Annotated in this window: 19 protein-coding genes and 1 pseudogene; 5 read left to right on the forward strand and 15 right to left on the reverse strand. The window is 55.3% G+C overall.

Translation table 11 applies throughout. The features are described 5' to 3' along the window. Window positions 1–747: 747 nt before the first annotated feature. From N8H74_RS20020 to N8H74_RS20050, 7 genes and pseudogenes are all read right to left on the reverse strand, one after another. Window positions 748–948: a hypothetical protein gene (locus N8H74_RS20020; RefSeq protein ID WP_262149717.1), complete on the reverse strand. Its 201-nt coding sequence runs from the start codon at window positions 946–948 to the stop codon at window positions 748–750. Between the two features lie 27 nt (window positions 949–975). After that, window positions 976–1404 carry a hypothetical protein gene (locus tag N8H74_RS20025; protein WP_262149719.1) on the reverse strand — a complete coding sequence of 143 codons (429 nt, stop codon included), beginning with the start codon at window positions 1402–1404 and terminating at the stop codon, window positions 976–978. A gap of 9 nt (window positions 1405–1413) precedes the next feature. Then, complete coding sequence (locus tag N8H74_RS20030; protein ID WP_262149721.1) at window positions 1414–3462, reverse strand: hypothetical protein; 2049 nt, start codon at window positions 3460–3462, stop codon at window positions 1414–1416. Then, the gene (locus N8H74_RS20035; protein WP_262149723.1) at window positions 3459–5351 is read right to left on the reverse strand and encodes a hypothetical protein; all 1893 of its coding nucleotides are present in this window, start codon (window positions 5349–5351) and stop codon (window positions 3459–3461) included. The genes N8H74_RS20030 and N8H74_RS20035 overlap by 4 nt, the downstream gene beginning before the upstream one ends. 1 nt (window position 5352) lies before the next feature. Further along, window positions 5353–6558, reverse strand: coding sequence for a site-specific integrase (locus N8H74_RS20040; RefSeq protein WP_262149725.1), 1206 nt, complete (start codon window positions 6556–6558; stop codon window positions 5353–5355). 1137 nt (window positions 6559–7695) lie between these two features. Beyond that, the gene (locus N8H74_RS20045; protein WP_262149727.1) at window positions 7696–8229 is read right to left on the reverse strand and encodes a hypothetical protein; all 534 of its coding nucleotides are present in this window, start codon (window positions 8227–8229) and stop codon (window positions 7696–7698) included. 411 nt (window positions 8230–8640) lie between these two features. Further along, window positions 8641–9345, reverse strand: a pseudogene (locus N8H74_RS20050) (mechanosensitive ion channel family protein); the annotation flags it as partial. Between the two features lie 191 nt (window positions 9346–9536). On the opposite strand from N8H74_RS20050, the gene N8H74_RS20055 reads away from it, so the two are divergent. After that, window positions 9537–10889 (forward strand): DEAD/DEAH box helicase, encoded by a 1353-nt coding sequence (locus N8H74_RS20055; RefSeq protein ID WP_262149729.1) that lies wholly within the window; start codon window positions 9537–9539, stop codon window positions 10887–10889. Window positions 10890–10951: 62 nt separating this feature from the next. Here the strand turns inward: N8H74_RS20055 and N8H74_RS20060 are convergent, their stop codons facing one another. From N8H74_RS20060 to N8H74_RS20075, 4 genes are all read right to left on the reverse strand, one after another. Continuing rightward, window positions 10952–11551 (reverse strand): hypothetical protein, encoded by a 600-nt coding sequence (locus N8H74_RS20060; protein ID WP_262149731.1) that lies wholly within the window; start codon window positions 11549–11551, stop codon window positions 10952–10954. Window positions 11552–11563: 12 nt separating this feature from the next. After that, window positions 11564–12154 (reverse strand): papain-like cysteine protease family protein, encoded by a 591-nt coding sequence (locus N8H74_RS20065; RefSeq protein WP_262149733.1) that lies wholly within the window; start codon window positions 12152–12154, stop codon window positions 11564–11566. 215 nt (window positions 12155–12369) lie between these two features. After that, window positions 12370–12645 carry a hypothetical protein gene (locus tag N8H74_RS20070; protein WP_217831347.1) on the reverse strand — a complete coding sequence of 92 codons (276 nt, stop codon included), beginning with the start codon at window positions 12643–12645 and terminating at the stop codon, window positions 12370–12372. Window positions 12646–12757: 112 nt separating this feature from the next. Further along, window positions 12758–13492: a thioredoxin family protein gene (locus N8H74_RS20075; protein ID WP_262149735.1), complete on the reverse strand. Its 735-nt coding sequence runs from the start codon at window positions 13490–13492 to the stop codon at window positions 12758–12760. Window positions 13493–13666: 174 nt separating this feature from the next. On the opposite strand from N8H74_RS20075, the gene N8H74_RS20080 reads away from it, so the two are divergent. Continuing rightward, window positions 13667–14059, forward strand: a complete 393-nt coding sequence (locus tag N8H74_RS20080) for a transcriptional regulator (RefSeq protein ID WP_217831345.1) — start codon at window positions 13667–13669, stop codon at window positions 14057–14059. A gap of 47 nt (window positions 14060–14106) precedes the next feature. Here N8H74_RS20080 and N8H74_RS20085 read toward each other — a convergent pair whose 3' ends face one another. From N8H74_RS20085 to N8H74_RS20095, 3 genes are all read right to left on the reverse strand, one after another. Beyond that, a complete protein-coding gene (locus N8H74_RS20085) occupies window positions 14107–14973 on the reverse strand; it encodes a DUF6279 family lipoprotein (protein WP_262149737.1) in 867 nt (288 codons plus the stop codon). A 77-nt stretch (window positions 14974–15050) separates the two neighbouring features. Next, window positions 15051–15767 (reverse strand): TorF family putative porin, encoded by a 717-nt coding sequence (locus tag N8H74_RS20090; RefSeq protein ID WP_262149738.1) that lies wholly within the window; start codon window positions 15765–15767, stop codon window positions 15051–15053. Window positions 15768–15972: 205 nt separating this feature from the next. Continuing rightward, complete coding sequence (locus tag N8H74_RS20095) at window positions 15973–16152, reverse strand: hypothetical protein (protein WP_217831342.1); 180 nt, start codon at window positions 16150–16152, stop codon at window positions 15973–15975. A gap of 358 nt (window positions 16153–16510) precedes the next feature. Here N8H74_RS20095 and N8H74_RS20100 point away from each other — a divergent pair, with 358 nt between their 5' ends. From N8H74_RS20100 to N8H74_RS20110, 3 genes are all read left to right on the forward strand, one after another. After that, complete coding sequence (locus tag N8H74_RS20100; protein WP_262149740.1) at window positions 16511–17347, forward strand: S1-like domain-containing RNA-binding protein; 837 nt, start codon at window positions 16511–16513, stop codon at window positions 17345–17347. Between the two features lie 44 nt (window positions 17348–17391). Further along, window positions 17392–17796, forward strand: a complete 405-nt coding sequence (locus tag N8H74_RS20105; protein WP_262149742.1) for a DUF2177 family protein — start codon at window positions 17392–17394, stop codon at window positions 17794–17796. A gap of 208 nt (window positions 17797–18004) precedes the next feature. Beyond that, window positions 18005–18937: a DMT family transporter gene (locus N8H74_RS20110; protein ID WP_262149744.1), complete on the forward strand. Its 933-nt coding sequence runs from the start codon at window positions 18005–18007 to the stop codon at window positions 18935–18937. On the opposite strand, the gene N8H74_RS20115 is transcribed toward N8H74_RS20110, so the two are convergent. Then, window positions 18882–20063: an MFS transporter gene (locus tag N8H74_RS20115; RefSeq protein WP_262149746.1), complete on the reverse strand. Its 1182-nt coding sequence runs from the start codon at window positions 20061–20063 to the stop codon at window positions 18882–18884. The two genes, N8H74_RS20110 and N8H74_RS20115, sit on opposite strands and share 56 nt — an antisense overlap. Window positions 20064–20078 lie beyond the last annotated feature (15 nt).

Consider the following 20078-nt stretch of genomic DNA (forward strand, 5'->3'; position numbering starts at 1 on the left):
TTTGGCAGGAGGGCGCAGTGCTTGACCATTGATGGTAGCGAGGCCGGTGAGGGAAGTTTTGAATCGCATGAGTAGTGTGCCCAATGGACGCCCGAAGTGCCCAGACTGGGCCTCCGCCTGGGCTCGGTTCACGCCAGCAGGCCCTGCGAGCGCGCCCAATCCCCAAGGCTCAGATGGCTCTGTCGTGAGCCTCTAGCGCTGCTTCAACTGAAGGGTGCCACCCCAATGGCAGTTCGCTGCTCACTTCCATCAATTGCCGAGCTACCCGGTGCTGCTCATCATGCCCTGATAAATCAGAATCCCCAGCCGAAAAATAGCGTGTAGACGCAACGCTGAACCCACGGCCATCAAGTGCCTGCAGGCACACGTAACGGATCGCGGCCTGATCGCTGCAGCGCCGCCAAGAAACCAGCTCAACACACGCCCCTGATGCATGACTTGTACTGTCGCCCACAGGTGCTTCTCGATGCCTGGGATCAACCAGGTGCTTAAGCTCCTGCCGGCGAGCAATGACGTAATCCCTGATCTCGTCAGGATCCATCGAAATGCCGCCTTGCTCAGTCACAGAGTAGTTTTTGAGTTGGTTAAGGGCTTCTATGAAGGTACGCTCTTGTTTCTGCTCCCATTCGGATCGCTTATCTGGAAATAGCCATCTGTGGATTCGGTCAAGGAGTGCTAGTGGTCTCACGGTAGGTTCTCTTTCAGACAGGGGTCAAAGACCCCTGGATTGGATAGTGGTGATAGCAGTTATTTTTTCAAAATGCTGTTCTTGCAGGGCAGGCACTCAAGCAACTCCGGAAAGAACTCTTGGCGTATACTAGAATAGCGGCCACATCCACCTATGGTGGCTTTTGAATAGTATTCAGTCATTTCCTGCATTTCGTGGGAAAAGAATTGTTTCTTCAAGATATCTACAGGCGTGATAGAGAGTGTCTTGAGGTCTTTCATATTGTTTCTCCACAAATTTGGTGGGGGTTAGTGGCTCACAGGAGAGCCGTTCGGCACAAAATCAACAACGTTCGTGTACTTCTTCCAGCGTTGCTCATAACTTTCAATCTGTTCCAGAAGGAACAGTTCGCGGGCCAGGGCGGCTTTCCACAGACCCTCAAAACGCTCCGTTTCACTACGGAGATGAGCAATACGAGCTTTGAGTTCGGCGACCTGGCCACTCTTTTTGGAATTTTTTTCCTTCTGAATTGCGGCGTAATGTTCGATATCCGCGATCAGGTGTGCGTAGATCTCGCGATCCTTCCTGATAAGGCTCGGATCCTTGCCTGCTTCAAGAGCAACGCTGCGGAGCGAGATCTTGGTGCCTTTTTTCACTCGCTTCGGATTGTTGTTAACCAGGCGGAGTAGGGCGTCGTAGAGCTCTTGCAGGCCTACGCCTTTAACATTGCTATTCATAGATGTAAATTAGTTCAGGTGGCTAAGGATGGTTTCGTAGTCCTGGATGTTGCGTTGCTCCATCCGGTATTCGAACGATGTCGGATCCAGATCCATGAGATCGATCTGGGCATTTTCAATGACCGACTTAACATTACTCACCTTGAGCACTGAGCTTGCGCATCCAAAACAGTTCGTGAAATTGCCATGGGCTCGGTCATTGCATGGTTTGCTACTGGCGCATCCGCCTAGGGGAGTACGTTGGTAGGAAATCAGGCCATTCTTGGCTTTTTTCATTGTTTCCTCGGCGGTTTGCCGGTAGATAATCCGGTCAGGGTCATTCGCCTTGCTCTTGGTCGTAACACGCTCGCCGTGCCCGCCGTGCAGCTTTTCGGTCGAGTAAAGGACGTCATTGAGGTACGAAATCCACTGAGCGTCGTTCATGGCGTTTTTGAATTCCTTGTCAAGCTCAGGGCTTCTTAGCTTCATGTTGTACCCACCCGCAGAGCAGCCACGTTGGTAATAAATACTCATGGACTCAGTCAGATGAATAAGAAGCCTCTTGAGTTCAGGGATATCCAGTACCTGGCTTTGAGCTCCGAAGACGGCCATTGTCCTGCGGAATTGGTGAGATGCAATTTTCCACGGTTTGCCTACCTTGAATTTTCGGTCTGAGCGCCAGTCTGCAAGTGGGTCAATAGCTTCCAGTTCAAGGATGTCAGACTCCTCAATAAGGATCGGAGGCAGGTATTTCTCATGCCGGGTAAAATCTCTGATGATGACTGTGTCGCCAGGGTCGTGACCGCAGTACGGTAAGAAGCTTGGAGTGAGAAGCAGGCAATCACCGCCCTTGGTACCTACAGGGACATGAGGAGCAATTATCGATTTAATGATTTGAAGGCATTTAATAGGTTCAGAGATCAGCTCGTTGGCAATCCAAGCTGTGTCTTTCGCCTTTCCTGTTAGTTTGGTTGAAATGCCCATCAGGTACACGCCTTTAGAGTTCCAACCCTCCGCTTGCTGAACGCACTCATCCTCAAGAAGTTTTGCTTCGTGATCTCTGACGAGCGTGTAGATATGCACCAAGCATTTAGCGCTGTGTTGAACCAGTGCGAGTTGCCGTGCCAGACTTCCAGCTTGTCGGATGTTATATTTCTTACAGAAGTCTTGAAGATTGTGATCTCTAATCGCTTGTGAAAAATCCGGTCGCTTTATTTCTGTCGCAAGCTCGTAGTTGACTTTCGTCTCAAGCCTGTGAACCTTGGAAGAGCCTCGACCATAAAGAGGATCCTCCGCCAATTTTTGCGAAAGCGCTTCGATCATGTCCCCGTGCTTGATGAAATCCAGAACGATATCGTTGTAATGATGGTAGCGAGCATGAAGAATTCGGCTTGGGATGACCGGCGTTTGTTTTTCGGTATTATATCTTTCTCCATTTCGCTTGCGCAAAACCTTGAAGAAAAGCTTGTGGGGTTTTAAGTTAAGCGCATTGGAGGTCAGCTTAGGGTAATCGGTAACCATTGTTGTTAGGCTAGACGCGCTGCTAGCTGTGATTCCCTCTACGAAGTCCATATGTTCAGGCGAAGAAATCAGCTCCTGGATTGTGATGTCTTTTTCGTCGGCACGTTTAGTCAGGAAACGAAGCGCGTTAAATGCCATTTTAATAGTTGAGACCCTCAGCGCTGTTCCTCGACGACTAGGCGAGAAAATATTTGTCGCCAGAAGAGTTTGCGAGGTAAGAATGTTAGAGGCGTTGAATTTTCCATCCGACCTGTAAAGTTCGAAATTAAATGAGGTCAAATCTGTTGGCACAAGCTCCAATCGTGGGAAGTCCCAATACATGTCTGCCAGTAGGATCGCCACTCCTGTTCGACTGTGGCTGATGATGCAGGTGCTTTTCAAATTTTCCAGATTCATTCCAACATAAGCCACACTTACAGTTGGCTTACTGAGCTCGCCATGCAAGAGGGTTCTGTTGAATGGACGAATCTCAACATTTGCTGCAAGGTTGTCGGCGTTGTCGACAAGGCTATTAATGTCGTGGGAATAGGTTTCAGAGCTGTTTAGGATTTTGTTCATACAATGATCTTTAATCGGACGATTCGTTCTAGGTGTCGCTGCCAGTAGTCGGTCAAAGTGTTATTTTCATAAACTTCTACCTGCAATTCTTTGAGGGTTTCGCTAAGCGATGGATTGACGGCCAGCATTTCATTTAGAAGCCCCTGGATCTGTTCTAAAGTCGGGCCGTGGATCAAATTAAAATGCTCTAGGCTAGCACTTGAGTGGATCATTTCTTTGGTTATAAACTCTAAGCTGAGCAGTTTCCAGGCGTCCTCGCGATTTGCGTGAACCTTGTGATGTACGCAATTCAAACAACCGACTTTGCTCTTGCAGTCCGGTGCTGCGGTGATATTGGAGTTTTCACTTTTCAGTGGTGAGCCTTCACTCATGCATCCACCAACTGGGGTAGCACATGGGTGTGGGCTTCCAAAAAACTCGTTGACTATCGCATGGAATTTTCCGATCTGATCGACCGCACTTTGCTCATTGGTTTTTAAGTAGCTGGCCCTTTGCGTCCGCTCACTGTGCCCAAGCAGAATTCGAGAAGCTTCGTGGCCATGGTTTTTCGCCACATAACTGTCCTTGTAGTTTCTGAAGCTTTGATAGCTAAGGCATGGGATATCTGGGTCGATCAATCTACTAACGCGGTTGTGAAGTCGCCTAAGAATATTTGTATCGAGAATTCTGTAATTCGACAGGGTGTTCCCATCAAACCCTATAAATAGATACGGGTGGTCAGACCCCTGGCACAGGTGATCTCTTAGGGTGATGTATTTCCGAAAGTGTTTGATGAAGCTAGCCTTAACTCGAACAATGACTTCTTTGTTGTTGGCTCGAAATTTGATTGATCTGACCCCAATTTCTTCAGTGTTAGCGATTTCGAAGTCTGGATCCCAAGGTATTTCGCGCAGAGGTGATTCATTGATGGCTGTTGCTGCGACGAACATGGAAACAAAGCTGTCGTGAGCAATTCTCGCAAGGGATGCACGATACTTGACATCCTTGGTGGAGTTGGCGAGTTTGAGCCTGGATTCATATTGGTCTTTTGCAATACAATAGTGTGTGAATTTTTTCGAGCTTGAGCGACTTTGAAACTCTTCAAAAGTTCTCAGGCGTGCCTGGCTATAGTCAAAGTAGCAAGACTCAGTAGTAATCTTGCCGCCTTTAGCAAGTATTTTGTCGGTTATTAGCGGATAGCGGTCGTCTGGTAGTATCCATGCATAACCATCTTTTACCTTTAATTTGCATGGCATTGCTTCATCTTTGATCAAGAAATCCGTCAGTCCAGTGAAGAGTGGTTCACATGTCTGCAGGTGGTATTTCACTGCGTCTGAACTAGGCGGCTCTATAAGCTTCTTGGTTTTGCCTTCAGGGCGTTCAATCAAAGGTAGTCTTGTGAAGAGGAAGTTTTCTTCCGGAAACATTTTCTCGCCGCATGTCCTGCATACAGTTTGCATACGTCTGCGCGTCACGTATGCCCTGTTGTCAGTGTTTAGATGCTCACTAAACGCTACCAATGCTTTATGGTATGCGTCTGAATCATCAAGAAAATTCTCGAATCCGTTTGCTTCGCACCACTTGACCATGAGCGCCCAGTCCGCAACTGCGGAGTAACCCGAGCTAAGAGCAGCTGTAGTGAGGCTCATGGTCATGATGTGACTTGCCAGGTTTTTCATCCTCGCTAGCCGCTTCGGGAGGTGAGTCGTTACATGCACCTCCCTTCTTGCTCTTGCACCATAACGCTCACCAAAGCAGATAGCCCCAAAATCAAAGGCGTGTCGATGGTTGAACCGCACTAGAATCGATTCGATTGGATTTCTTGCCAGTACGTCGTGAACTTCAGTAAGAAGCTCGGCGTGGTTGACCTGGACGTCAAGGCGAATTTCGCAATAGGGCCTGTAGTCCATTTCAGTTCTCCACAAGGCTCATAATGTGTCGTTGATAGTCTGTGTCCGCTTCGTGCACCATTTCATTGACTTTTCGGTAGTCTAAGTAACTCATGGTGGTTTTGCGGTTTGAGTGGTGCAGGCGCTTAGCAACGTAGTCGATCAGTTCCAGATAGCCGATTTTTCCTTGAGCGAGGAGTTCCCTGCGTTCATCTACCAAATTCATACCGAATGAAGCCCTGAGGTCGTGAAAGCTGAATGTGAAGTTATGGCCGTGTGCTTTAAGCAGTGGTACTAACGTGTGTTTGATGAACTTTCTTACCGTAGAGCCTTTTTCGTGACTCTTGTACTTGTCTTTATCTAGGTGACTTACATACAGAGGTTTTCCAGTTCTGCTCAGGAAAACATATTGCTCAGATTCATCCCGTTCTAACGCTAGAGCTTTTCGCTTTTGGTAACGTTCGGATTGCAGGTAGGTGAAAAGCCGATGATGCACCCAGCCAGGAACCTTAATCTTCTGTGTTTTGCCATACTTGGCATCTACCAGAGTATCTTTGCCTGCGCTGATCGAGTATGTGTCAGTATCATCTGCACTGGCTTCAATTACATCGCCGATACGTATGGTCAGTGCTGTTTGGATTCTCATGCCTGAGAAAAGGGCCAGGATGAATAAGAGCAGCATTTCTATGTTGCTTGCGAGGAGAAGTGCTTTAATCACCGCGTCTTGCTCAAATTTATCGAGTGGCCTGAGCTTCCCGCCGTCATAAATGAAATCACTTGACTCGTCTTTGTTTTTGGGGAAGGTTAGGTCTGTGGTGATGATTTCTCTGGATCTGGCGAAACCGTGACGGTCAAGTCTCGATATGTGAACTATCTTCTCTTTCCAAGGTGGCTTTGCAGGTAGGAAATTCCGGTACCTAATTAGCCATCGATAAAATCGGATGACGGCGCGGATCTTGTTGTTGACGCTTTCGGCATCTATCTCTTTTCGTGCGATGTCTAACTTGTAATGTGCTTTGAAGCGATACGTCGGCCTTTCAAACTCTCTGCCTTTGAAATCAAGGTAATCTAGATTGTGGTCTAGCATCACATTCATGAATTCTTTTAGGTTCGCAGCCTCAGCACCTAAAGTTTCTGCAGCGACCCTGGGGTACTCCTTGGCCCGCCAGAGGAGATAGAGGTTGCCTTCTACCCAAGGCTTTCCGTCAGGCTGAAGAATGATCTTCATACCTTCGATCCTATCTTCGTCTTGGTACGAAACCGCGTAAATCAAGGGCGGTTCAGTTGGGACGGAGACCATGGCCTCTATGGGTACTTTGTCGCTTTTGATGAAAGGTGTGAGCCCTTTCAAATCTACAGTTGTGTACATGTTGCTCTCGCAGGTCTGACTTCAGGAGGAGAGTCAGGTTTAAAGTTCCGATCCCCGTTTCAGTGGGCGGGCAGAATATCGAGTGTCGAAAGTTTTGCAAGAGGTGGTTTTGTCGAATGCTCAAACGCCTGTTTTTTAATTGGTCTAATATTGTCATTTGTTTTTGAGTTGTTTTTTGTTTTTTTAAGTTGGTTTTGTGGCAGGCGTCCGGCTGGATGCCGCGTATTAGGCAGGCCTTCGCCTTTTATTTTTCGAAAATTGACGTTTATTAATATTATTTTTGGCGGTGGGAGCTGTGCACGGCTTTTATATTATTTGCCATGTGTCAATAGTTCAGTATTAGGCTTGAAGAGCGCCGTCAGATCTGACTGGTATGCTTACCAAACGCCGTGTTAGGTGAGTTCGAGCAGTTTTCGGATTTCTTAAAATTGTTACCAAGAATTGCAAAAAAATGCTGTCGAGGCGCTGTTTATTGATGAATTGACATAGCTTTAAAAATTGGTGGAAAAAAATGACGGGTGGTCAAAAAAAATGGCTGCTGGGCGTTTTTTGATCAGTTTTTTCATCCCGCATGGCGGCTCGGCATCGATCTGAAGCGCGTGCGGGCTTGCTGATTGGTTGTCGGGAGAGGATGGAACTGGCCTGCAAGTAAACGCTGTCGCCTCGAGAGGGGGCTGGACTGAGGCTTATCTGGATGAACGGGCCTGCAGCAATAGAGTTGGAGAGGTATGGCCCAGCAGGGCTACTCAGAGGCCAGGGCCTGCGCACCTAGTTGCAGCAATTCGCTGATCGTGAGCCTATACATTGCTGGTAGCGCTCGCGCCAAGTTACTCGAGGAGGGGTCGAGTGGCGAGACGGCGTGATGCTGGGTGGGCTGAGTGTGAAGCTGTGGCAGGCCCACCCTTATTACTGCGCAAGCTAACGGGGCGGCAAGAGTGGCAAGAGGGATGAGCATGCTAACCGCAGTGAGGGAAGGATGCCCTGTTTGCGCAGTCTTTACCCTTGATTGCGGTACGCAGTATTCAGCGTGGAATAGAGATCTAAGCGGCTATCGATGATTTTTTTACGCCAGCCATCGAGCTCCGCGACCGTCACCTGGTCGTTACTCACATGTGCGAAACGGTAGTAGTCAGAAATCACTTGGCCATACTCTCGCAGCAGCAACTGTTGAGTGGCATGCCCCATCAGTAGCAACCGACCCTCACTATTGGTCAGGCCCTTGAACAGGTTGAAAAGCTCAAGGCGGTATTCGCCAATCAGCTTGACCTTCTCTGCTGAAGGGGCATCCCCCCTTTCTTTGATTCTGGCCCAGTCAGTGATATGCGCCCAGTGCTTCAGCAACACGTGGGTGGCCTCCTCGATGCTGAGGGCCACGCTTTCTAGCATCTCCACGTTCTTCGCATGGCGCTCTTTCTCTACAGTTCTAGCGTGGCTTCGGCCATTGTTGAGATGCGTCGCTACGCCAGTAACTAATGCACCCAGGCCGATCTTCACTGCTGTATCGACAATCTCAAGCCAGGTTGTAGGCACCGCGAATTTCCTTAGGTGGTAAAGGGAGGCGGGAGATTCTACATGGTGTCAATAGTGTGGCACAGATGGTCGAGGCGCCTCCATCAAGGCGTCAAGGGTGCGCCTCCCACCTCGCCGTTATCGTTCGGTCGCCGGCGCCACGCCTTGTCTGCAGCATGAACCTGACCGAGGCATCGTCCACCTTTACCCGTTGATAACCGCCATCCGGATGCCTGCCACTCAATGTCGAAATCCACACACGATTCTGGAGCAAGCGAAGACGGTTTCGAGAGGTGAGAGCGGGGCTGCGCCGCACGGCTCGAAATGAGGAGGAGGGCCTAGATCGCCTCGCCTGCGTTCCCTACGAGGAGGCTTGTTGCTGTCAATATTGCTGGGAGCTCACGATACGTCGAATTAGCCTTCAACTCACGCGTAGTTCTGCACCTTGACCGTGTGCAGGGTGATGTCCACCACGTCGCCGTCGGCACCGACCTGGGGCATTTCGATCCAGTCGCCGACCCGCAGCATGTCGTTGCTGGTCAACTGCACGCTGGCGACGAACGACAGCAGGGTGTCCTTGTAGACCAACAGGATCACCGCCGACATCGCACCCAGACCCGACAGCAGCAACAGCGGCGAGCGGTCGATCAACGTGGCGACGATGATGATCGCGCCGAACACATACAGCACCATTTTCGCCAGTTGCACGTAGCCCTTGATCGAGCGGGTGCGCGCGTGTTCGGTGCGCGCGTAGATGTCGAGCATGGCGTTGAGCAGGGCGCTGACCGAGAGCATCAGGAACAGAATGGTGAACGCCAGCGCGACGTTGCCGAGGAACACCGTCGCGGTCTTGCTCAGTTCCGGCACCAGATGCAGGCCGAACTGGATCACCAGCGACGGGGTGATCTGCGCCAGGCGCTGAAACACTTTGTTATGGCGAAAGTCGTTGATCCAGTGCAGCGCCGGCTGGCGGCCGAGGATGCGGCTGACGTGAAGGATCAGGTAGCGCGCCACTCGTCCGAGTACCAGCGCGATCACCAGAAGCAGGATCAGCGCCAGGCCGGCTTGCAGGAACGGGTGCTGTTCGAGGGCACCCCAGAGGTCTTGGGCGTTGAGCCAGAGCTGTTTGATATCCATGGGAGAAACGATTCTTCTGTAAGGCGCGATGGGCGATTAGAGCATTTAAGACGCTGCGTATTACCGTTGAAGACAAATCGAGCAACAAAAAAGCCACGGATTGCCACCGTTTGAATAAAGAAACTCGGCCTGAGCGCTCGAAACCGGTAACCTATGCAGCTGATTTTTTGCATATCTTCGAGGTAGCACCCGTGTTTTCCCAATTCGCCCTGCACGAACGCCTGCTCAAAGCCGTGGCCGAGCTGAAATTTGTCGAGCCAACGCCTGTGCAAGCAGCGGCCATTCCGCTGGCGCTCCAGGGGCGTGACCTGCGGGTGACGGCGCAAACCGGTAGCGGCAAGACCGCCGCTTTTGTCCTGCCGATCCTCAACCGGCTGATCGGCCCGGCCAAGATCCGCGTCAGCATCAAGACCCTGATCCTGCTGCCGACCCGCGAGCTGGCTCAGCAGACCCTGAAGGAAGTCGAGCGCTTTTCGCAGTTCACCTTCATCAAGTCTGGCCTGATCACCGGCGGTGAAGACTTCAAGGTCCAGGCCGCGATGCTGCGCAAGGTGCCGGACATCCTGATCGGCACGCCAGGGCGGATGATCGAGCAACTCAACGCCGGCAACCTCGACCTCAAGGAAGTCGAAGTGCTGGTGCTCGACGAAGCCGACCGCATGCTCGACATGGGTTTTGCCGAAGACGTGCAACGTCTGGTCGATGAGTGCCCGAACCGTCAGCAGACCATGCTGTTCTCAGCCACCACCGGCGGTGCCGGCCTGCGCGAGATGGTCGCCAAGGTGCTGAACAACCCTGAGCACTTGCAGCTCAACGCGGTCAGCCAACTGAACGAAACCACCCGTCAGCAGATCATCACCGCCGATCACAACCAGCACAAAGAACAGATTGTGAACTGGCTGCTGGCCAACGAGACCTACCAGAAGGCCATCATCTTCACCAACACCCGGGTCATGGCCGACCGCATTTACGGTCGCCTGGTGGCGCAGGAATACAAGGCGTTCGTGCTGCACGGCGAGAAAGACCAGAAGGATCGCAAACTGGCGATCGACCGTCTGAAGCAGGGCGGGGTGAAGATCCTCGTGGCGACCGACGTCGCGGCCCGTGGCCTGGACGTCGACGGTCTGGATCTGGTGATCAACTTCGACATGCCACGCAGCGGCGACGAATACGTTCACCGCATCGGCCGTACCGGTCGTGCCGGCGCCGAAGGCCTGGCGATCTCGTTGATCTGCCACGGCGACTGGAACCTGATGTCGAGCATCGAGCGCTACCTCAAGCAGAGCTTCGAGCGCCGCACCATCAAGGAAGTCAAAGGCACCTACGGCGGACCGAAAAAGGTCAAGGCTTCGGGTAAAGCCGTTGGCGCGAAGAAGAAAAAGACCGACGGCAAGGGCGACAAGAAAGGCGACAAGAAAAAAGTCGCCGCCAAGACGCCGAACAAGCGCAAGAGCACCAACCGCCCGAAGGCTGACTCCCTGGTGAGCAGCGACGGCATGGCGCCGCTCAAGCGCCGCAAGCCGGCAGAGCCTGCGGCTGAGTAAGTCTTTCAGGCGGCCATGAAAAACCCGGACAATGTCCGGGTTTTTTTATCGCCGGAGGTTTGTCAGCTCCCCAACAGCCCGGTGGTGTCCGCCGCGAAGCGTTGCCGGGTCTGATCCGCCGTTGGTTTTAGCTGCGCGAGCAGGGCGGCTTCACTGTACAGCTGGGTGGTCGCCAGCTCGTTGGGTGTCGGCTCGATCGGGATCAGCACATCTTCACTGTCGGCGTGGAGCCAGATCGCGACGACGTGCAGCGCCGGCACAAACAGCACCCGCAACTCGACGGTTTTGCCTTGCAGTTGCGGCGACTGCTCCGCGAGTTTCAGCGCATCCACTGTCGCGGCGGCCATGTTGCCGTGGTTCAGCGACGAGAACTCGACCTGGCCATGCACATCGGCCAGTTGCGCATCGGCGATAGTCACCCCATCGGCAAACACCAGATAGTGCCAGTCGCCGACCTTGGCGGCCTGCAGCCCCTTGCCCTGGCTCACGTCTTCCAGGCTGAGCGAGTAACCGCGATAGGCCTCGCTGAGGCTGATCTTGCCGGGTGCGGCGCTGGCGAACTGGCGGTTGATGCCAAAACCCCGGGTTTGCAGCGCGGCTTGCAGGGCCGGACGCAAGGTCTGTACGCCGTTGGAAGGCGCCTTTGGATAAGTCAGTTGCATGATGTCGCCCTCCTAGTTTTTCTGGGTGAAGTAAGTGGTAGTCCAGGTGCCGCCGCCGTTGTAGGAACCGGGGAACGAGTTCAGCGCGCGGGTCGAGTAGCCGTAAATCGAATCCGCGACCAGCACGTAATTGCCGTTGGTGCCGTAGATCGCCAGGAAATGCGCGCCGCCACCGTACCAGGCACAACGCAGACAGACCGGACGGCCCATGTTGATCTGGTTCTGGATGGCCGACATCGACAGCGAACCCTGACCCATGCCGTTGTAGCTGCGGGTGATTCGCAACGCCTGATCCAGATAACCGTAGACGTTGCACGGCCCCGGCTGGTTGCAGCAGTTGCGATCCAGCGCCGAACTGGCGACACCGCACTGGGTCCAGGACCCGGTGCCGAAATAATTGCCGACCGAAGCGGAAACCGCCGCCCAGCACCAGTTGCTCTGGGTTTGTCGCTGCATGCTGAAGTTGAGGCTTGCTGCGGCCTGGACGGGGGCCGCCGCCACGGCGTGGTTTTCGACTTCAACCAGTTGCGGGTCGAGCAGATGACCGGTCAGGCACCTTGGCAGGGTATTGCCGGTGAACGGGGTTGTATCAGTGGTTAACATTTTCAATCCTCCATGAGTGAAACAAGCGTCCAGCTTGTGGGTTACTTCCTATTGCAGAGCCGTCGATCTGTAGGATGTTTCCGTTATCGGGCTCAATCTAACCCTAGTCATGGATATGCGTTTGTGCAAATAAATAAATGCATTTGTGCATTTTCAAGGGCAAAAAAACGCGACCTTCGAGAGCGCACGAGGGCCGCGATTTCCTGATTCCGGTGTTAACCCTCGGCTTTCTTTTCGGCCGTGCCCAACTCTTTCAGCCGTTGGTCAATCAACTGGCATTTGTCCGGCAGGTCGGCGCTCGCGGTGCCCAGGTCCATCTTCTGCAACTCATCGTTGATTTCCTTGGCCTTGGCCGGATTCTGTTCCGTGAGTTTCGCGACTTCCTTGGCCAGTTGCTCCCGTTTGGCGGTGGCTTCTTCCGGCGTGCAGGCCCATACGGGCAGGGCGCAGGCGAGGGTGGCGGCGAGGGTCAGCTTGAGCAAGGTTTTCATGGGATGGGCCTCAGTTCCGGTTAAGGCGGGTTAACCGGTTGAGGGTTCGAGCAGGTGAAAAGTTCAGCGCGTCATTGTGAGGGCAGGCGAGCCTGCCCCCACGGACGCTCGATCACTCGCCATGGCAGCAACTGGATTTCGTCTGCCCCTCATACCGATCATGATGCCGCACCCACTCCATGATCTCGTCCTCATTACGGCCCTTGGGCGTGAGGTCGAGGTAGTTGTAGGCGCCGACCAGCATGTCCAATCCACGGGCATAGGTTGAATAGGTATGGAAAATTTCGCCCGCCTCATTGCGATAAAACACGCTCAGCCCCGGCATTTCTTCCTCGGCGCTGTCGGTCTTTTCGTAGTTGTAGGTAGCCTTGCCGGCCTCGGCGTCTTCAGCCCGGGCGCAGACGCCAAAGTCGTAGTTGAAATCGGAACCGTCTGACGACACCCAGTCGAATTTCCAGCCCATCCGCTGTTTGAACGCCTGGAATTCGGCGAATGGTGCGTGGGAAACCGCCACTACCGCGATGTCGTGATGAGCCAGGTGCAGGTTGGCGCCGTCGATGTGGTCGGCGAGAAAGGAGCAGCCCTGGCAGCCTTCCTCCCAGTCCTTGGCGAACATGAAGTGGTAAACGACCAGTTGGCTGTGTTGGCCGAACAGGTCGGCCAGTTTCAGTTCGCCGTGCGGCCCGTGGAAGCGATAGTCCTTGTCGACTTTCACCCACGGCAGGGTGCGGCGTTTGGCGCTGAGGCGATCACGTTCGCGGGTGAAGGCTTTTTCGTCGGCCAGGTGTTGTTGGCGGGCGGCGAGCCATTCTTCGCGCGATACCACCGGATGATTCTGAATCTTCATGATGATTTCTCCTGCGGGGTTGAAACCGTCTTCCCAGACTAGTCGTTCAACCGCCGGGGAAATCGACAGACCGCCGGTCGGTTGCAGCGCGCAATGCGGCTGAACGGCTGGGAACCGGCCGGGTCACAACCTATGAACGCGCCATTAACCCTGCGCACCGGAGGTTGAATCAGGATGACGACTTACAACTGGGATTTGATTGAACGCCTGCTGCACGAAGCGCAGAACAGCGCCGGCCACAGCTTCACGCCCCGGCCCTACGCCGAACAGCACGCTGCGGAAAAAGCAGCGGCGGGCGAGTCCGTTGGCAATCTGGATCATCTGAAAACGCTGGCTTGCGAGTACGAAAAATTACTGCTGCTGCGCGGCTACATCGAGCCAAGACCGGAAGATGAAGGCGGCACCGGCGAGAACTTCATTCTGACCCCGCGTGGTGCGAGCCTGCTGAGCCTGATTGACAGCAGCATTCCCGGCAATGACCATCCCCGGCAGGTGCTGGACGAGCAGGAAGACGCGCTGGATGAATTGACTTTCGATGAGGTGGCATCCAAGGCGCAGATTGCCTGAAGCCCGGATTAACGCTTGTGGGAGCGGGCTCGCTCCCACAATGAAGATCACTTCTGCGCAGCCTTCAGACACTTCAAATCATTGAAGTCCTTGCGCACCCCGTCGATCTTCTTCAATAACCGCTGGCGCTGTTCCGGCGTGCTTTGTGCGACCAGATCAACGAACAGCGAACGCGCCTGGGCTTCGGTGTTGGCGTAGGCCTTGCGGTAGTCCGCTGTCCATAAACTCTCGCGATCAACCAGAAGCGTCTCGATCCGTTGTGGGAATTCGGCACTTTTGCGTTGCGCCACTGCTGCGCTGAACTGCTTCTGCCAATGCGCGCGGTTGGCAATCCATTGGGTGTTCTGATCCCCCAGGGCTGTCGACCAGGCCATCACCCGTTGTTCTTGCGAAACGCTCAACGGCCCCAGCCAGTCGTTCAGGCGTTTATCCATGCGTGCGCCACGCTCGGCCACTTGTTCGAACAACGGTGGTTTCAGGTATTCCTGCTGGCGTTTGCGCAGATCCTTGGCAAAGGCGTCGTTCATTTCGGCGACTTGCTTGTCATCCAGCCCTTGCAGCAACTCGATGGCGGACGGGGTGATTTCCCGGGCGGTTTCGGCGATGGCCTGTTTGGCTTCGACGGTGCGCGCCTGAAGGGCGGCGTCAGTCACCTGATTGTTCTGGACCATGGTTTGCAGGCGATCCAGCCAGTCGAGATAGCCCGGCAACTGCGTGGTGCAGTGCCAGCTCAGGTGTTCCTTGAGACGTTCGTTGAACCAGCCTTTCTGTTCGCCGTTCATGTCCAGGTAGTCGCTGAGGGTCCAGGGAATGATCACGTCGAGGTTGCGATAGGCCAGGCCGACGCGACTGCAGGCGCCGAGGGCGAGGGTGAAGATCAGCAGGGTGGCAATCTGTTTGAACCAGCGAGACATGGGCGAATCCTTGCGAAAGCCTGGCTTCGGGATCTGATTCTCATGTGAACGCAGGATGAACCCGGCAGTTCAGCCAATCAATAGAACGCGCGTTCGGCCTTGAGGGTGACGAGGCCGTCGCACTGGCTGTTGTGCCCGGAATAGGCCGAGCAGTCGCTGCCGCTCAGGTTCGAGTTGCTGTAGATCAGATCGAGGTCGATGCCCATGAACGGCCGGGACAATTTCACAGACCAATCGTTGAAACTGCTGACGTAACCGCCGTCCACCGCAGCCGGCGTATTCAACTGGTGGGTGGTGTATTTCATGCTGATCCCGATGCCGAACGGCTGGTTGCCGCCGAGGTCGGCGAACAGCGTGCTGTTCTGTTTGTCCGGGTCATTGCTCAGGGCGATGCCGAAACGGCTGCCGAGCAGGGTCAGGCCGCCGAACAGTTCCTGGCTGTCGGGGGTGTCCACGCGGGGATAGCTGTACTGGATCATCCCGACTTCGTAGCCGAGGGTTTGGTCGAAAGGCTGTTTAAAGCCGACGTAGGAATCGATTTCGAGGTTCTTGCCTGGGGTGATGCCCATGCTTGGCGCCCATTGGCCGACATACAGTCCGCTGTCGTGACTCAGGTCGAGGCCGCCATGAAACGAGCCGACCGCCGAAGGTTTGACTAACCCCTGGGCCATGCTGCGGCTGGGCGTGGTGCCGAGCTTGAGGTCGAAGTCGCCGAGTTCGCGCTGGAAAACCTGCGCGTGCGCCGTCGGGTAGACCAGCAGGCCAACGAGCAATAAACGGGAGGGTTTGAACATGCGTCACTCCATGAGCAGCGAGGGCTGGCGGGTGAGCCGGCTGAAACGCTTGATCCAGACGCGTGCAAGGATACCGGCGAATGATCGGCATCGGAGGCCGTTCGTCGATTTTCAACGGATTGATTAAACACGGGTGGGACGGGGAGGGTGCCGATCCAGACGCTTCGAAGCTCAAAGCGTCTTTGGACGGGAGTGTTGCGGGGTGTTACTTCTTGCCCAGGCTGATCTGCCGGGATGGCGCGAAAGTCTGGCCACTGACGCCCTTGGCAATCTGCTGGATCTCGCCGCCGGACTTGAGGAACGCGGCGATCTGATCGTTGATCGATTCGCTGGTTTCAACGGCTGGAGCTGGCTTTGCTTTCTGGGTGGATGCTTTTACACGCATGGCGGCCAATAACCTTTGGAAAAGTAATTCGGCCAGGCATCGTACAGGAATGACTCGGTAATTGCTTGGCGGATGTCCGCCGCAATAACCCGGTGCTTTGCTGGATGATGTTCGATCAATTATTCGAAATGTCCCGCTAAGCTGCTGTTTTAAATAAGAACATCGGCCTGATTTGCGCTTGATTGCGCTGCGTGCAAACCGGCGGCGGGCGCGGTGATGGTCTGACGAATGGTGAGCGTGTTGCGCCGGGCCAGGAAAAATCAGGGCGTTGCGCCGATTTTCCCGAACGGGGCTTCGGCCGGCGAACCTCGTGGGCAAAAACGGGTAGAATGCCGCCCACGCAATGAGGGTATTGGAAATGGCTTTAGTCGGGCGTTACAACAGTTTGCAAGTGGTTAAACACACTAACTTCGGTTTATATCTGGATGGCGGTGCCGAAGGCGAAATTCTTTTGCCCAACCGTTATATCCCTAAAGATATTCCCAGCGAAGATGAAGACTGGCTCAACGTTTTTGTTTATCTGGACAGCGATGACAAACTTATCGCGACGACCGAAAAGCCGAAAGTTCAGGTCGGTGAGTTTGCCAGTCTGAAAGTTGTTGAAGTCAACAGCATCGGTATCTTCCTCGACTGGGGGCTGCCGAAAGACCTGTTACTGCCGTTTTCCGAAGAAAAACGCCAGTTGAAGGCCGGCGATTATTGCGTGGTGCATGTTTACCTCGACAAACACACCCGCCGCATCACCGCCACTTCGCGCCTGGATCGCTACCTCGACAAGACCCCGGCCAGCTACAGCCAGGGGCAGGAAGTCGATCTGTTGGTGGCCGAAGCCACCGACATGGGTTTCAAGGCGATCATCAACAACAAGCACTGGGGTTTGATCCACAAGAACGAGATCTTCAAGTTCATGCGTTCGGGCATGCGCGAGAAAGGTTTCATCAAGGAAGTTCGCGGCGACGGCAAGATCAGCCTGAGCCTGCAACCGGTCGGCCAGGAAGCGGCGAGCAGTCTGAACTCGAAGATTCTCGCCAAGTTGCGCGAAAGCAACGGCACGCTGGCCGTCAGCGACAAGAGCGATCCGGCGTTGATCAGCAGTCTGTTCGGTGTCAGCAAGGGCAACTTCAAGAAGGCCATCGGCGCGCTGTACAAGAGCGGCCAGATTGTCATTCACGCTGATCGCATTGAACTGACCTGAGTCCGCCGTTGCCCATCGTGCATGGGCACACTGAGGTCGGGCCAATGAAAAAAGCGTTGATTGCCTATGTCGCCACGCTGGTGACATTTTTGATCCTCGATGGTCTCTGGCTCGGCGTATTGATGGCGCCTACCTATCGCGAGCTGCTCGGTTCGCTGATGCTCGAAAAACCGCTGCTGGTTCCGGCAGCGGTTTTTTATTGCCTGTACGTCTTCGGTTGCGCGGTGTTTGTGGTGGTGCCTGCACCGACCTGGCAGCACGCTGCGCGGATGGGAGCGCTTTTGGGGTTGGTGGCGTACGGCACCTATGACCTGACCAATTGGGCGACATTGCATGGCTGGTCATTTCAGGTGTCGCTGATGGATTGGGCGTGGGGAACCCTGGCCACGGCGGTGGCGTGTACGGTGGGTTTTCTTGCGGCCAGTCGGGTTGCCAAGGGCGATCGGTAGTTCGGGCGCCCTGTGCTCATGATGGATGGCGTAGCCGTCCATCATTCCTCCTTGGCGCAGGAGAACTATTCGAGGTCTTTTTCCAGACGGTTTTTTCTGTCCGACTGGTTGATAATTCACGGCGTGACTATTCGCCCCGGACAACGATCCGGGGCTTTGCTTTTATCTTTTGGAAAACTGCCATGTTGTTTGTGTTCGAGGTGTTGCGGTGAGCGCTGACCGGCGCAATGCCGACGGGTTTGCCTTGCAGGTGATGATCGGCCTGTGCCTGATCTGGGGCGTGCAGCAGGTGATGATCAAGTGGGCGGCAACCGACATCGCGCCGGTGATGCAGGCGGCGGGGCGGTCGGGGATTTCCGCGTTGCTTGTAGGATTGCTCATCTGCTGGAAGGGCGGCTGGGATCAGGTCGGCGCCACCTGGCGCGGTGGCCTGCTGGCCGGTGCGCTGTTCGGTCTGGAGTTCTTCTTTATCTCGGAAGGCTTGCAACTGACCACGGCGGCGCATATGTCGGTGTTCCTCTACACCGCGCCGATTTTCACTGCGCTGGGGGTGCATTTTCTTTTGCCGAGCGAGCGCCTGCGACCGGTGCAATGGCTGGGGATCATCCTCGCGTTCATCGGGATCGCCATCGCCTTCGCCGGTGGCGTTTCCTGGGACAACCTCGACCGCCGCATGCTGCTGGGCGACGCCCTCGGTGTCCTCGCGGGCGCCAGTTGGGGCGCGACCACCGTGGTGGTGCGAGCCTCGCGGCTGTCGGAGGCACCGGTGACCCTGACCCTGTTCTATCAACTGATCGTCGGCTTCCTCGGCCTGTTGCTGATTGCGCTGCTCAGCGGCCAGGTCACTCATGTCAGCCTGACCAGCGTGGCGGTGGCCAGTGTGTTGTTTCAGGGGCTGGTGGTGTCGTTCTTCAGCTACCTGACGTGGTTCTGGCTGCTGCGCCGTTACCTGGCCGCCAACCTCGCGGTGTTTTCGTTCATGACGCCGATGTTCGGCGTCACGTTCGGCGTGGTGCTGCTCGGTGAAGACCTGAGCGTGAACTTCATCATCGGTGCCGTGCTGGTGTTGCTCGGCATCACCTTTGTCAGCGCGGAACAGTGGGTGCGTCGACGCTTGCGCAAAGCGCTCGGCCAGCCGTAAGCGGTTTCCACGCCAGGCCACCGGCAATCAGCAGGCCGCTGCCAGCGATCACCAGCGCCGGTTGCAAGCCACCGCTGAAGTGACTGCTCAGCGCTGCCAGCAGCGGGCCGCTGAGCTGGCCGACCGCGAAGCACGCGGTCAGCAGCCCGGCGTTGCGCTGGGTGGCGTGGGGCGCCAGCTCCCGCGAGCGCTGCATCACCAGTTGCATGCAGGCCAGGAACGGCGTGCCGCACAGCATCACGCCCAATGCCAGACCGAGGCCGCTGCCGAGCAAGCAGGCAAACACGCCCGCCGCTTGCAGCCACAACGTCGCCATCAGCCAGTGACGGGTGGTATCCGGATCGTGCCGGCGCAGACTCACCAGCAGCACACCGATCGCGGCACCCAGGCCAAAGCACGGCCAGAACAGATCGGCCTGCCATTGCCCGTGAAACTGCGCGTTGGCCATCTGTGACAGGAACGTGGCGGGGATGATGTAGCCCACGCCGTACAGTGCATACACCACCGCCAGACGCGGAATCCCGCGATTCGACGGGCTCACGGCCGCAGCGGCAAGCGGTGCGGCGGCCACCGGTTGCGGAAGGATCCGCACGATCCCCAGCAACATCACCAGCGCCACGGCGGCGTAGATCAGCCACAGGGTCGCGGACGTCTGCTGCAACAGATGTGAGACCAGCGCCAGCAACCCCGTGAGAAAAATCCCCAGTCCCGGCCCGGCAAACACCAAGGCACCCAAACGTGGACGACCCGCCGCTGCAGCCAGCGGCTGGCTCAGCGCGGTAATCATCACCAGCACCCAGGCGCTCGCCACCCCGGTGCCGAAACGCAGCAACAAGTGCGACCAGAACCCGCTGGCCCAGAACGACCCCAGCGTCAGCAGCACGCACAGCCATAAACCGCCATGCAGACGTCGTTGCACTTGCTCGGGTCGACGGGAAAACATCGCGTCCACCGCGCCGAGCAGGTAGCCCAGGTAGTTGGCCGCTGCAATCAGACCGGCGGCGGTCAGGTCGATCTGCCCCTCACTGAGCAGGTGCGGCAGTTGTGGGGTGAGGGCGAAACGCCCGATGCCCATGGCCATCATCAGGGCAATGAAGCTGGCGGATAAGCGAATCAGCGGGGACATGGTCTGCATTCCGTT

The sequence above is a fragment of the Pseudomonas sp. B2M1-30 genome (assembly GCF_025447575.1).
In the GTDB taxonomy this organism is placed as follows: domain Bacteria; phylum Pseudomonadota; class Gammaproteobacteria; order Pseudomonadales; family Pseudomonadaceae; genus Aquipseudomonas; species Aquipseudomonas botevensis.

What these genes read in the sequence shown, in the direction of transcription:
- N8H74_RS20020 (WP_262149717.1), bottom strand. Translation starts at nt 948, where the DNA reads ATGAAAGACCTCAAGACACTCTCTATCACGCCTGTAGATATCTTGAAG.
- N8H74_RS20025 (WP_262149719.1), bottom strand. Translation starts at nt 1,404, where the DNA reads ATGAATAGCAATGTTAAAGGCGTAGGCCTGCAAGAGCTCTACGACGCC.
- N8H74_RS20030 (WP_262149721.1), bottom strand. Translation starts at nt 3,462, where the DNA reads ATGAACAAAATCCTAAACAGCTCTGAAACCTATTCCCACGACATTAAT.
- N8H74_RS20035 (WP_262149723.1), bottom strand. Translation starts at nt 5,351, where the DNA reads ATGGACTACAGGCCCTATTGCGAAATTCGCCTTGACGTCCAGGTCAAC.
- N8H74_RS20040 (WP_262149725.1), bottom strand. Translation starts at nt 6,558, where the DNA reads ATGAAGATCATTCTTCAGCCTGACGGAAAGCCTTGGGTAGAAGGCAAC.
- N8H74_RS20060 (WP_262149731.1), bottom strand. Translation starts at nt 11,551, where the DNA reads ATGCAACTGACTTATCCAAAGGCGCCTTCCAACGGCGTACAGACCTTG.
- N8H74_RS20065 (WP_262149733.1), bottom strand. Translation starts at nt 12,154, where the DNA reads ATGTTAACCACTGATACAACCCCGTTCACCGGCAATACCCTGCCAAGG.
- N8H74_RS20070 (WP_217831347.1), bottom strand. Translation starts at nt 12,645, where the DNA reads ATGAAAACCTTGCTCAAGCTGACCCTCGCCGCCACCCTCGCCTGCGCC.
- N8H74_RS20075 (WP_262149735.1), bottom strand. Translation starts at nt 13,492, where the DNA reads ATGAAGATTCAGAATCATCCGGTGGTATCGCGCGAAGAATGGCTCGCC.
- N8H74_RS20080 (WP_217831345.1), top strand. Translation starts at nt 13,667, where the DNA reads ATGACGACTTACAACTGGGATTTGATTGAACGCCTGCTGCACGAAGCG.
- N8H74_RS20085 (WP_262149737.1), bottom strand. Translation starts at nt 14,973, where the DNA reads ATGTCTCGCTGGTTCAAACAGATTGCCACCCTGCTGATCTTCACCCTC.
- N8H74_RS20090 (WP_262149738.1), bottom strand. Translation starts at nt 15,767, where the DNA reads ATGTTCAAACCCTCCCGTTTATTGCTCGTTGGCCTGCTGGTCTACCCG.
- N8H74_RS20095 (WP_217831342.1), bottom strand. Translation starts at nt 16,152, where the DNA reads ATGCGTGTAAAAGCATCCACCCAGAAAGCAAAGCCAGCTCCAGCCGTT.
- N8H74_RS20100 (WP_262149740.1), top strand. Translation starts at nt 16,511, where the DNA reads ATGGCTTTAGTCGGGCGTTACAACAGTTTGCAAGTGGTTAAACACACT.
- N8H74_RS20105 (WP_262149742.1), top strand. Translation starts at nt 17,392, where the DNA reads ATGAAAAAAGCGTTGATTGCCTATGTCGCCACGCTGGTGACATTTTTG.
- N8H74_RS20115 (WP_262149746.1), bottom strand. Translation starts at nt 20,063, where the DNA reads ATGTCCCCGCTGATTCGCTTATCCGCCAGCTTCATTGCCCTGATGATG.